Raw genomic sequence first — 11,928 nt, forward strand, 5'->3', positions numbered from 1 at the left:
AGGACAACCGCACGGCAATCATCAGAATTTGACCCAGTCGTCATGGTCGTTAGAGGAAGGGCGCATCACCGTGGCCGCCCTGGCAGGGTTCCCACCTTTTACCCGGCGGTCTTGCGCGAATGCGTTTTGATCGTTCGACACACGGAAGATCGATACCACTTTCTCCAGCTGTACGGCCTGCTCCTCCAAAGAACTGGCCGCAGCCGAAGACTCTTCAACCAGAGCAGCGTTTTGTTGAGTGGTGGTATCCATCTCAGCCATGGCTTGCGCAATCTGCGAAATCCCTCGGCTTTGTTCGTCGGTCGCGGCGGCAATTTCATTCATGATGTCGCGCACCTGAGCCACGGAAGTCTCAATCTTGGTCATCGCATCGCCCGCGCTCTCCACCAGTTGAAAACCGTTATCCACATACACCACAGACTCATTGATCAGGTTTTCAATTTCTTTCGCCGACTGCGCGCTGCGTTGGGCAAGGGTACGCACTTCAGCCGCAACCACAGCAAAGCCTTTCCCCTGATCGCCAGCACGGGCAGCTTCAACCGCGGCATTGAGCGCCAGGATGTTGGTCTGGAAAGCAATGCTGTTAATGACGGTGGTGATTTCCGAAATACGGTGCGAACTGTCGCGCACGCTCTTCATGGTATCGATCACCTTCAGCGAAATCATGCTTCCCTCCGTCGCGTTCTGGGAGGCTTCATCCGCCAGTAGCCGCGCATGGTTAGCATTTTCAGCGTTCAGCGCGACGGTCGAGGTAAGCTCTTCCATGCTGGCGGCAGTTTCCACCACCGCGGCAGACTGTTGCTCAGTGCGGGCCGATAAATCCATATTCCCCGCCGCAATTTCTGAAGACGATCTCGCAACACTGTCTACACCGTCACGAACATCATGAATGATATTCTTCAGGTTGTTGTTCATGGTGGAAACCGCCTGCATCAGCAGACCAGGCTCATCACGGCGCGTACTGGTTAGCGTGCTGGTCAAATCGCCTTTGGCAATAAGCTCAGCCACGCGCAGGGTTTCGTTCAGCGGACGAGTAACAGATAAGGTAATCCCCATTGCCAGCAGGACGCCCAGTGCGATACCAATGACGGCTACGATGCCCATCTGCAGCTGCACGCTCTCTACCGTATCGGTGACCTTTTTCTGCTGCATGCTAAATAACGTCTGGATCGCCTGGGTCAACGTCATCGCTTTGGCAGTCAAGGTATCGGAGAGTGCTGCCTGTTGCTCCCAAACGCTTTTATAATTGACCAGCTCTGCCGCTACGTTCTGCATGTCTTCTAGCCCGGACTGCAACCAGACCTTTTGCTCTTCAGAAGCTATAGGTAACAGCTGCCCGGTATCGGACTTTGCCGTCTCCAGACGTTTGCGGATCCCATTCATTAACTCATCTGTCGGATGCTGTTTATACAGTGACATCTGTGAGTCAATGTCACTCATAATAAATGCAATTTGGGCCGCAACAAGCGCGTGTTGGGCATCCAGCGAGCCATTCCGACTCAGCTTTGAGGCCAGCTCAGAGTTGTCGCACAGTCCCTGGGTATTGAGTTTCTGTTCGCTGATTTTCTTTTCAGAAAGCGCTTTCGTAAACGGATCGAGGCTCGCAACGTAGCTATTGACTGCATTTACCGTATCGTCCAGCGCCTTTTTCCCTTCCAGGGACCAGGACAACGTGTCCATATCAGCTGCAATACCCTGCATGCGCCTGGTGGCGGCATTGATTTGATCCAGGAATTTCTGGTCCAGCGTATACTGAAAATTCGTGCGTCCCAGGCGGACCTCGGACAGCGCGTTAAACAGATCGGTGGTATATCCGTTTTTTTGCACTTTGTCCTGGATATTAGCCAAACCAAGCAAGCCCGAAACCAGAATAGCAAGCGTAACGAGCAGGACGATTGAAAATCCAAAAAATAATTTCTTACTTACTTTTAAATTGGTAAAGCGGTTAATTATGCCCATATATTATCCCAGAGTCGATATATACCGAACAACAATGCTATTTAGCGATCATTCATAGAAAATAAAATAAACATAGAAAATGACGATAAAAAAAAGCCCCTCGCACCTGCGTGCTCAGGGCAAATACCTGGGTTGACATCACTCACTCAGGTTATCTGTCTTCTCCCTTTTTTTCACGGCATGAGTCGGGAGTTCGCTCACTCTATAATAAACGGGGATGACATCAGGATAATTGATGATATAACCCCGCCCTCTTATATTAAGAATAAAATCCCTGGGTAACCCCAGCAGGCCAAGTTTGTTATTAAGATTGTGCAGAACCTGCCATAATCTTTGCGTGGAGGGACTTAGATTATGCGCCTCCCAGATCTTTTCGAATAATTCTTCTTTCGTTACTGGCTGGCTCCTGGCATTCATTAATAGATACAGGAAAAGCCTTAACATTGTTTCATTAAAATAAATAGACGCAAAAGCGATGCTTTTCTCGGTATGGCTATCTGTAAGCCGATACAGCCGGCGATTAGAAATATCAAAATGAATTTCATCACCGATCATAAACCCATATAGACGATAGCCCATATCTTATACCCACGTTAAATGAAGACGAACATGCACCTCTACATATAAGCGTTGAGATAATCCATACCGTTTATGTAGTGGATTATATGGCTGCTATGAATGCTTTCCAATCCACAACCCGATGTACTATAAGGAACCGGTCGTTTAGCATTCGTTTATGGTAGATTAGAAGTTATAAATAAAATTCACGGTTTATTATTCTTCATATGCGAAATTTTCAGCATATGTTCTCTGTTTCCACATTAGCGATCGAACACTCAATTTTTAATGTCGAATTTTTATTATTTTAAAGAATTAAACACTAAATCATCTGGCTCGCTGCATCGCCTGCTCCCTTTCCCCATTAACGCTACGATAAGAGCAATCGACCACCAGAAGCAGTGATATTTTTTGATTTATAATGAATCATAGTGCACGACCAGAGGGGAAGACGCGTGGAATTCACTGCCAGATATAACTATAATAAATTGATTTATAAACTTAAAAATCTGAATCAGAAGTTTTTCGCGCAAACCGTTAAACGTCGTGGTCACTCCCGGTCCCCTGTTGGCAGCAAATGGTCATGTCATGAATAAAGTGTTTCTGATAAATGAAACGATAATATTTGAACCGGAACTCCGCCGCCTTGGGCCATTAGCCAGCTACCCGGACCGGGCGTTAACCCTGCATGGCCCGGTCAATGAGTGTCTGACACAACTGCTTGATCACAATGGCGAAGTGCTTACCCAGCGTTATCTTTTCTCTGCCGTATGGGAAAAACAGGGAGCGGTAGTGACAACCAATGCGCTTTACCAAACGATCTCATCCATCCGCAAAGCGCTAAAAACGGCCGGTCTGGATGACGATGTGATAAAGACGCTGCCCAAAGCAGGTTTCAAGTGCATCGCCCGGGTTGTAGCAGGTGAACGAGACGATTTTCTCAAACCGCAGAAAATATCTGCCGACCCCGTATTAATCGCACCATCAACTGAACAAACTGAAGTATTTGTAAAAGTCGCAACAACATCACCAACGCGTTTTTGGCCGTACTGGATAGCTGCCCTGCTGTTTATTCTGTCCTGCAGCATGTTTTATCAGACATGGAAATATGATGAACCCGTTTTTGCCCGTTATCACCCTGTTGGTCAACTGAACGGATGCAATGTTTTCTCTTCCTGGTACGACCGGGACAAAAGCCAAAGCGCATTTGAGGCATTATCTGACCGCTATACGTTCAGATGCCATGAAGGTGAAACAGCATATTTAACGCTTAACCATGCTCAGCGTGGGGTAACGGTGTTGATTTGCGACAATAACCCACAAGAGAGCGCCACACGTTGCCGCTCCATTTATTACAAGCAGCAATACAATGAAAATGAATAAAGGGGTTTTAATCTGGTCGCTGATTAGCATGGCAATTGCTGCACCGCTATTAGCCGCCGGTTATATTCAACACCAGCGCGAGAATTTTAGCTGCGAAATACATACCGCTATTGTTTATGACAATTCGGTTCTGGATATGATCCTGGATTTTAGTCTTGATAACGGTAATGGAAACTATGAAGCCGTGGGGGAGTATAAAGAAGATGGCGCTCAGCCTCAATCCGTCAGTAATAAAGTAACATTTAAGTACTGGCATGAGGATGGGGAAGTGATCATGGTTTCTGATGAAACAAACCCACTCCCGAAGAAGAATGAACTTTTCAGAACGTTTATCCCTGATTTCTTTCAGCAACGCAATCGCGGTATTAGATTCCAGATAATACCGGTAAACGCCACCAGCTATATTTTTACCTATGGTGGCGCGCCGGTTTTCTATTGTTCACAAAGCTGAATAAGATACGCGCGGGTTAGAGGAACATCCCACCTGATACTTCGATACGCTGCGCCGTCATCCAGGCCAGTTCATCGCTCAGCAACGCGGCAATGGCGTCGCCAATATCGTCCGGTAACCCAACGCGCCCCAGCGCCGTCTGCGATGCAATGTACGCATTCAATTGCGCGTTATCCCGCACATTTCCGCCGCTAAAATCCGTCTCTATCGCGCCAGGCGCAATAATATTCGCCGTAATGCCCCGTTCTCCCAGCTCTTTTGCCTGATAACGGGTTAACACCTCCATCGCGCCTTTCATGGCAGCATAAGCGCTGTAACCCGGCAGCGCAAAGCGCGCCAGCCCGGTCGAGACATTAAGGATCCGCCCACCGCAGTTGATCAGCGGCAACAGGTTCTGCGTCAGGAAAAAAGGTCCTTTAAAATGGATGTTTAAAAGCTGGTCAAATTGCGCTTCGGTGAACGCCGGATACGGTGCGTTAATGCCAATTCCGGCATTGTTCAATAAATAATCAAAGGTGTCGCTTTGCCAGTGCGTCCGTAGGGTTTCCTGCACCTGTTTAACAAATTGTGGGAAGGTCGAAATATCGCCGACATTCAACGATAATGCCGCAGCTTTACCGCCAGATTGGCGTATTTCATCCACAACCTGCTGCGCTTCTTTTTCATTGCTGTTCCATGTCAGGATAATACCAATTCCTTTACTCGCCAGCTTCAGCGCCGCGTTTTTACCGAGTCCACGGCCGCCGCCGGTCACCAATGCGATACGTTGCGTCATAAGAAACCTCATTTCAGGTGTTGCGAAGATTGAGACAAAGCTTATTAGGTGATAGAAAAACAATAAATACCGCTAACTGCGCATTACTGTTTCATTTAGAACAACAATAGGGCATGGGAATGGATAAAATTCACGCAATGCAGTTGTTCATCCGCGTGGCAGAACTGGAGAGCTTTTCGCGCGCGGCAGACACCCTCGGGCTTCCTAAAGGTAGCGTATCGCGCCAAATCCAGGCCCTGGAAAATCACCTGGGCACACAGTTGTTGCACCGTACTACCCGCCGCGTTCAGCTCACGCAAGACGGCATGATCTACTACGAACGCGCGAAAGATCTGTTGAGCAATCTGGATGAACTGGATGGGCTATTTCATCACGATCCGGCCAGCATCAGCGGTAAGCTGCGCGTTGATATGCCGGTTGGCGTCGCGAGGAATCTGGTGATGCCCCGCTTACCCACCTTCTTGCATCAGTATCCTGGACTGGAACTCGAGCTCAGCAGTAGCGACCGACTGGTGGACCTGATCCGCGAAGGTTTCGACTGTGTAGTACGCGTGGGTACGCTGAAAGATTCAGGGCTGATTGCGCGCCCGCTGGGAAAACTCACGCAAATCAACTGCGCCAGCCCGCAATACCTCGCCCGCTTTGGTTATCCAGAAAGCCTGGAGGATTTAGCCTCGCATGCGGTAGTGCACTACGCGGTCAATTTGGGAACGCGTGCGCAAGGTTTCGAAGTGGCGACAGACAACGGCACACAATGGGTTAAAACCGGCGGCATGCTGACGGTGAACAGTACCGAAACGTATCATGCGGCATGTCTGGCCGGTCTGGGCATTATTCAGGTGCCGCGCGTTGGCGTGCGTGATGCCCTGCGCGCCGGGACGCTGGTCGAAGTATTGCCGCAATATCGCGCCGAGCCATTACCGGTTTCATTGCTCTATCCGCATCGCCGCAACCTCTCCCGCCGGGTACATCTGTTTATGGAATGGCTGACCGGCGTGATGAAAGACTACGTGGACTGACAAGCTATACTGTCCTGAGAATGAACAGAAAAAGGATTACTGCCCTGATGACGCAGGAAAAAGAGATTAAACGCCCCATTCAGGAACTTGAGCACGCGCCGATCCCGAAAATTGAGACCCTGGAGCGAAAAAAAACAGAAACCTACGGTTCGACCAACCAGGCGTTGAAAACCGCCCTGACCCTGGCTGAAAAAATTCAACGCCAGCCCATCATCGCCCATCTTATTCGCGCCGCAGAGCGTTTTAACGATCGTATGGGAAATCAGTTTGGCGCCGCCATTACCTACTTCTCGTTTCTGTCGATGATCCCTATTCTGATGGTGTCATTTGCCGCTGCGGGTTTTATTCTCGCCTCGCACCCTACGCTGTTACAGGATATCTTCGGCAAAATTCTGCTCAACGTCAGCGATCCGACGCTCGCTTCCACGCTGAAAAACACGATCAATACCGCCGTTCAGCAACGTACCACCGTCGGTCTGGTGGGGCTTGGCATCGCACTCTATTCCGGTATTAACTGGATGGGAAACCTGCGCGAAGCGATTCGTGCCCAGTCGCGGGATGTTTGGGAGCGTACCCCACAGGACCAGGAAAAAATTTGGGTCAAATATCTGCGTGATTTTGTCTCACTGATTGGCTTGCTGATTGCGCTGATTATTACCCTGTCTATTACCTCCATTGCCGGTTCCGCCCAGCAGATGATTATCTCTGCGCTGTATCTCGATGGTATCGAATGGCTGAAACCCGCCTGGCGCCTGATCGGCCTGACCATCTCCATTTTCGCCAATTATTTGTTGTTCTTCTGGATTTTCTGGCGACTACCGCGCCACCGACCGCGTAAGAAAGCGCTTATTCGCGGCACGTTTATTGCGGCGCTGGGATTTGAAGTCATCAAAATGATCATGACGTACACTCTGCCGTCGCTGGTGCAATCACCGTCAGGCGCGGCATTTGGTTCCGTGCTTGGACTGATGGCATTTTTCTACTTCTTCGCCCGCCTGACCCTGTTTTGCGCTGCCTGGATCGCCACAGCGGAATACAAAGACGACCCGCGTATGCCGGGGAAAACGCAATAACCACCGCCGGATTAGTTGTGAATTGCCGGATGGCGACGCACGCGTCTTATCCGGCCTACGGGTGAGTTTTGTAGGCCGGATAAGCGCAGCGCCATCCGGCAATTATAATGCCGCCCGCTCTCACTGATTTAGTGAATAAATCCAGCCTGTAACTTTTATTTAACCCAAAACCAGTTTTATCAACCAAGTTTTAAATTATGTGAAGCATTTCATAGAAGTGAAATCTCCAGCCTAAAAATTATCCCCTTTTTGTTCCTTTTTTGACCACCCGCAAGGTTTGTTACAGATTGAAATGTCTCTTTTGCTGTGCGTAATATGGCCTTTCGTTCGGCCAAAAATAAGAAAATATTATGCAAGCAACAGCCACAACGCTCGACAGCGAACAGGAACACACCCCGGTCAACTCGCGCAATAAAGTTGTCGTCGCTTCACTCATTGGCACCGCCATTGAGTTCTTCGACTTCTATATCTACGCTACCGCCGCGGTGATCGTGTTCCCGCATATCTTCTTCCCGCAGGGGGATCCGACCGCGGCTACGCTGCAGTCCCTCGCCACCTTTGCTATCGCCTTTGTGGCGCGACCAATCGGTTCCGCTGTGTTCGGCCATTTTGGCGATCGCGTAGGGCGTAAAGTCACGCTGGTTGCTTCACTGCTCACCATGGGAATCTCGACGGTTGTCATTGGCCTGCTGCCGGGCTATGAAACTATCGGCATTTTCGCCCCGCTGCTGCTGGCGCTGGCGCGTTTTGGTCAGGGTTTGGGTCTGGGCGGTGAATGGGGCGGCGCGGCGTTGCTGGCGACAGAAAATGCGCCACCGCGTAAACGTGCACTGTACGGATCATTCCCGCAGTTGGGCGCGCCTATCGGCTTCTTCTTCGCCAACGGCACTTTCCTGCTGCTCTCCTGGCTGCTGACCGACGAGCAGTTTATGAGTTGGGGCTGGCGCGTACCGTTCATCTTCTCTGCGGTGCTGGTAATTATCGGTCTGTACGTTCGCGTTTCGTTGCATGAATCTCCGGTCTTCGCCAAAGTGGCGGCGGCGAAAAAACAGGTGAAAATTCCGCTGGGTACCCTGCTGACAAAACATGTCCGCGTGACGATCCTCGGCACATTTATCATGCTGGCGACCTATACGCTGTTCTATATCATGACCGTTTATTCGATGACGTTCAGCACCGCTGCAGCGCCCGTAGGACTTGGCCTGCCGCGTAATGAAGTGTTGTGGATGCTGATGATGGCGGTTATTGGCTTTGGCGTCATGGTGCCGGTGGCGGGCCTGCTGGCCGATGCGTTTGGTCGTCGCAAGAGCATGCTTATCATCACCACGCTTATCATTCTGTTTGCGCTGTTTGCCTTTAAACCGCTGCTCGGCTCTGGCAACCCGGTGTTGGTGTTCGCCTTCCTGCTGCTGGGCTTAAGCCTGATGGGTCTGACATTTGGTCCGATGGGCGCGCTGCTGCCGGAGCTGTTCCCGACCGAAGTGCGCTACACAGGGGCGTCGTTCTCATACAACGTTTCATCGATTCTGGGTGCTTCCGTTGCCCCTTACATTGCCGCATGGCTGCAGGCAAATTACGGTCTGGCGGCGGTCGGTACGTATCTGGCGTCAATGGCGGCGCTAACGCTGATTGCGCTGCTGTTAACCCACGAAACCCGCCATCAGTCGTTGTGATTCTTTTGCCGGATGCGGTGTAACCACCTTATCCGGCCTACATTGAGCATGAAATCCAGGCCGGATAAACATCCGGCCAGACATCACTTCTTCATCTGCGACAGAATCGTCCGGCACTGATTGGCTTCACCTTCGGAAGGGGAAATCAGCGCCAGCAGGGCCGCCGCTGGCGTCACCAGCGTTGCCAGCGCGGCAGCAACCGCACCACGCGCTATCAGCGGCCCAGCTTTTACACCTGCCTGCGGATCCTTAAAGGTGCCGCGAACATACAGCGGCGAACGCAGCGTAATAATACGAATGCCTTTGCTCTCCGGATCGATGGTTAAATCCAGTTGCTCAGACGCAAAGCTCGCCGTACCGGTGACATTGATGACCGCGTTTTCAGTGTCGAAGGCAAATATCTGCGGACGCGCCACGCCGTTAACAATATCCAGATTCGCCGCCGCGCAGTTCACCCGTACCTCATCATCACCAAATATCTGTCCGACAATATAGTTACCCAGATTCAAGCCCACAATTTCCATCAGATTCCGGCTGATCAAACCATCGTTCATCAGCAGCTTCAGGTTGCCATTGCTATTACCGAGTAGCGCAGCGACCGAGTTACCGCTCCCGCTAAACCTGGCGTCACCGTTCATTTCACCGAGCGTTTTCTGCATCAGCTCCACATCCGGCATCAGCGCTTTTAGCTTCAGACGGCGAGCCTGAATGTCCGCCTGCCCACGCATCGGCTTTTTATCCCCTTCCAGATGGATGCTGGAGACAATGCTGCCCCCCGCAAGGCCAAATTTCAGCGGCTGCAGGCGCAGATCGGCATTTTTCAGGATGATATGAGTGGAGAGATCGCTTACCGGCAGGCTGCTGCCGTGCTCAATGCGTCTTCCTTTGAAACGCACGTCGGCGTCCATCACGTTCCATTTGTCGGTTTCAAAACGGTCATACGGCAAGACCTTGTCTGCAGGCTGGACGCTCTTCTCACCTTTACGCTGTTCAGATTGTTTTGCCCGCTCCGCGCCTTTGCCTGAATCCACGCCGATCAGCGGTCCCAAATCTGCCAGTCTCAGTTGGCGTGATTCGACGTCCCCTTCCAGTTTCGGACGCGGTTTACCGGTGGTGTAGACCAGCGTTCCGTGAATATCGCTGTCGCCAATGCGGCCATTAAAATCGCGATAGTCAAAAACAGAGGATTTTTCCGGGTTGATTTTTGCGACCAAACGTCCGTCAGTTTCAAACGGCGGCGTATCCGGGAGCAGCACACCGGTCAAATCGTACAAATCCCCTAAAGAATCTCCTGAGAATTTCAGCCGCAGATCCGCCCCGCCCATGTTCATCGGATCGTTTATCGTGCCGATAAACGCCACGCGCGTATTACCCGAACGGAAATCCGCCTGAATCGGGAAAGGGGTATCTTCGCCGCGTAGCGCCAGCATTCCGCCTATTTTCCCGCTTCCACTTAGCGGTTCGCCGTTATATCTCCCTTGCGCTTTCAGCCCAAACACGTAGTCCTCGACGCGGGCATTGCTCTCTTTACCTTTTGCGCCGGTCACTTCGCTAAAGGGCAACGGTTTACCCAGCGGATCAACCAGGATCTCAATCTCCGACTTCGTCACCTTGTCGTTAATGGCGATACGCCCCTGGTCGAACAGTATGCTATCCAACCGGAACGACCACGCGGAGGGCGGCGCATTGGGATCGCGGTTTTCATCCCCTGCTAAGTTAAAGGTCCAGTTGTTGTTTTTCTCCGACAAGCGGATAAGCCGCGCATCGGGTTTGACCAGCTTGACCCACGGGAACCAGACGGTTTTTGTCAGCAATGCCAGTGGGGCAAGCGTGGCTTCAACACGCGGGAGATGCACCATGGTAACGTCAGGAATGTCCGGCGGATTGCCGAGGATGATATCTTCAGCATGGATATGCGGCCACGGAACCCAGCTACGCCAGCCGGTTTCCTGCTTCTGGCGCTCCCAAACCACGCCCAGATCGCCCCGTATAGCGAAGGGCCGGTTGAGTTCTGTAGAGACTTTCTGGTTGATGGTCGGTTTGAGCCGGTTCCAGTCAAATGTCGCAATCACGATGATGAGTACGACGATCAACAACAAGAAAACCCCTAATACTGATGCGGTTATTTTGCCTGCTTTTGTCATAGTTAGCGTCCTCACTTCCTTCCTTGCCTGTCCTAAAGATAGTCCAGCAGGGGAAAAGGAGGCGTTTTACGACTTCATCAAAGCGACAGAATGACGTCTTCGAGGGTATCAAGAGGCACTGGGCGAGAAAGAAAATAGCCTTGGGCCGCGAAAGCCGGTGAGTTTTGCACATCACGCCACTCTTCCAGTGTTTCAACGCCTTCGACTATCACGCCGCGACAATAGCGGTTCATCAGCTGTAACAGCAGCGTGAAGAGATTACGGCCTTCCGGCGTCTGACGCAGCATAACAAACAGATCCCGCGCCACTTTGATATAGTCATAACTCACTTCACTCAGGGCCGAGAAGTTCGCCATACCGGTGCCAAAATCATCCAGCCAGAGCGGGCCAAACTCGCACATTGAAGCGAACGACGACCCCTTCGGCAAGCGGATATGCTCTACCAGTTCAAAGCGTAGCCATGGCAGACATTCAATGATTTTCAGGATTTCGGGATCCTGACGCATGGCAATGAGCGTTGGCCCGTCGACATTGACGGATGCCAGTAAATCGTTGGCCCGGAAAAACGCCGCTTTTTGTTCAAGCAGTAAAAGCTGCTCTTTTACCACATCGACACGATGCCGGACGGCGACTTCGGCAAAATAGCGGTCTGGCGCGATACGTTGGGAGGGGTTTTCAGGATGGCTCACGACGGTCAACAGCTCAACGGCCATCAGCCGACCATTGGTCTGGTAAATCGGCTGGTAGGTGTAAGCACGCTCGCACTGCAGCCAATAGCGTCTCTCCTGCAAGCTTTCAATACTCGCATCGGGCGTAATTAGCTGCTGGGTAACCTGCTTTATCATCTGAGATGTCCTGTAAATAAGAGTGTGACTGACCGGACTCGTCAAAGG

10 protein-coding genes are annotated in these 11,928 nt (G+C 51.3%); 5 read left to right on the forward strand and 5 right to left on the reverse strand.

Annotated elements, in window-relative coordinates; all coding sequences use genetic code 11:
• Window positions 1–21: 21 nt before the first annotated feature.
• Together E1B03_RS25045 and E1B03_RS25050 are read right to left on the reverse strand one after the other, a co-directional pair.
• A complete protein-coding gene (locus tag E1B03_RS25045) occupies window positions 22–1,959 on the reverse strand; it encodes a methyl-accepting chemotaxis protein (RefSeq protein ID WP_133087101.1) in 1,938 nt (645 codons plus the stop codon).
• Between the two features lie 138 nt (window positions 1,960–2,097).
• Window positions 2,098–2,538: a winged helix-turn-helix domain-containing protein gene (locus tag E1B03_RS25050; protein ID WP_133087102.1), complete on the reverse strand. Its 441-nt coding sequence runs from the start codon at window positions 2,536–2,538 to the stop codon at window positions 2,098–2,100.
• Window positions 2,539–3,105: 567 nt separating this feature from the next.
• Between E1B03_RS25050 and E1B03_RS25055 the strand changes: the two genes are divergently transcribed.
• Window positions 3,106–3,900 carry a winged helix-turn-helix domain-containing protein gene (locus E1B03_RS25055; RefSeq protein WP_133087103.1) on the forward strand — a complete coding sequence of 265 codons (795 nt, stop codon included), beginning with the start codon at window positions 3,106–3,108 and terminating at the stop codon, window positions 3,898–3,900.
• Entirely contained in the window at window positions 3,887–4,351 is a 465-nt protein-coding gene (locus E1B03_RS25060) for a hypothetical protein (RefSeq protein WP_103769507.1), read from the forward strand. Before E1B03_RS25055 ends, E1B03_RS25060 begins: the two co-directional genes overlap by 14 nt.
• Window positions 4,352–4,367: 16 nt before the next feature.
• Here the strand turns inward: E1B03_RS25060 and E1B03_RS25065 are convergent, their stop codons facing one another.
• On the reverse strand, window positions 4,368–5,126 hold the full coding sequence (locus E1B03_RS25065) for an SDR family NAD(P)-dependent oxidoreductase (protein ID WP_103769506.1): 759 nt from the start codon (window positions 5,124–5,126) through the stop codon (window positions 4,368–4,370).
• Window positions 5,127–5,245: 119 nt separating this feature from the next.
• On the opposite strand from E1B03_RS25065, the gene E1B03_RS25070 reads away from it, so the two are divergent.
• The 3 genes from E1B03_RS25070 to E1B03_RS25080 all read left to right on the forward strand — a co-directional run bounded on the left by E1B03_RS25070 (window position 5,246) and on the right by E1B03_RS25080 (window position 8,891).
• Window positions 5,246–6,145, forward strand: coding sequence for a LysR family transcriptional regulator (locus E1B03_RS25070; RefSeq protein WP_103769505.1), 900 nt, complete (start codon window positions 5,246–5,248; stop codon window positions 6,143–6,145).
• Between the two features lie 47 nt (window positions 6,146–6,192).
• On the forward strand, window positions 6,193–7,218 hold the full coding sequence (yhjD, locus tag E1B03_RS25075; RefSeq protein WP_103769504.1) for an inner membrane protein YhjD: 1,026 nt from the start codon (window positions 6,193–6,195) through the stop codon (window positions 7,216–7,218).
• A gap of 350 nt (window positions 7,219–7,568) precedes the next feature.
• The gene (locus tag E1B03_RS25080; RefSeq protein WP_133087104.1) at window positions 7,569–8,891 is read left to right on the forward strand and encodes an MFS transporter; all 1,323 of its coding nucleotides are present in this window, start codon (window positions 7,569–7,571) and stop codon (window positions 8,889–8,891) included.
• An 83-nt stretch (window positions 8,892–8,974) separates the two neighbouring features.
• Here E1B03_RS25080 and E1B03_RS25085 read toward each other — a convergent pair whose 3' ends face one another.
• Together E1B03_RS25085 and pdeH are read right to left on the reverse strand one after the other, a co-directional pair.
• Window positions 8,975–11,035, reverse strand: a complete 2,061-nt coding sequence (locus E1B03_RS25085) for an AsmA family protein (RefSeq protein ID WP_133087105.1) — start codon at window positions 11,033–11,035, stop codon at window positions 8,975–8,977.
• Between the two features lie 77 nt (window positions 11,036–11,112).
• Complete coding sequence (pdeH, locus tag E1B03_RS25090; protein WP_133087106.1) at window positions 11,113–11,880, reverse strand: cyclic-guanylate-specific phosphodiesterase; 768 nt, start codon at window positions 11,878–11,880, stop codon at window positions 11,113–11,115.
• Between the last annotated feature and the right edge of the window lie 48 nt (window positions 11,881–11,928).

Source organism: Citrobacter arsenatis (genome assembly GCF_004353845.1).
Lineage (GTDB): Bacteria > Pseudomonadota > Gammaproteobacteria > Enterobacterales > Enterobacteriaceae > Citrobacter > Citrobacter arsenatis.

Bases quoted from the DNA above. Each gene is read 5' to 3' on its own strand.
- pdeH (WP_133087106.1), bottom strand. From the start codon at position 11,880: ATGATAAAGCAGGTTACCCAGCAGCTAATTACGCCCGATGCGAGTATT.
- E1B03_RS25050 (WP_133087102.1), bottom strand. From the start codon at position 2,538: ATGGGCTATCGTCTATATGGGTTTATGATCGGTGATGAAATTCATTTT.
- E1B03_RS25060 (WP_103769507.1), top strand. From the start codon at position 3,887: ATGAAAATGAATAAAGGGGTTTTAATCTGGTCGCTGATTAGCATGGCA.
- E1B03_RS25070 (WP_103769505.1), top strand. From the start codon at position 5,246: ATGGATAAAATTCACGCAATGCAGTTGTTCATCCGCGTGGCAGAACTG.
- yhjD (WP_103769504.1), top strand. From the start codon at position 6,193: ATGACGCAGGAAAAAGAGATTAAACGCCCCATTCAGGAACTTGAGCAC.
- E1B03_RS25055 (WP_133087103.1), top strand. From the start codon at position 3,106: ATGAATAAAGTGTTTCTGATAAATGAAACGATAATATTTGAACCGGAA.
- E1B03_RS25045 (WP_133087101.1), bottom strand. From the start codon at position 1,959: ATGGGCATAATTAACCGCTTTACCAATTTAAAAGTAAGTAAGAAATTA.
- E1B03_RS25080 (WP_133087104.1), top strand. From the start codon at position 7,569: ATGCAAGCAACAGCCACAACGCTCGACAGCGAACAGGAACACACCCCG.
- E1B03_RS25085 (WP_133087105.1), bottom strand. From the start codon at position 11,035: ATGACAAAAGCAGGCAAAATAACCGCATCAGTATTAGGGGTTTTCTTG.
- E1B03_RS25065 (WP_103769506.1), bottom strand. From the start codon at position 5,126: ATGACGCAACGTATCGCATTGGTGACCGGCGGCGGCCGTGGACTCGGT.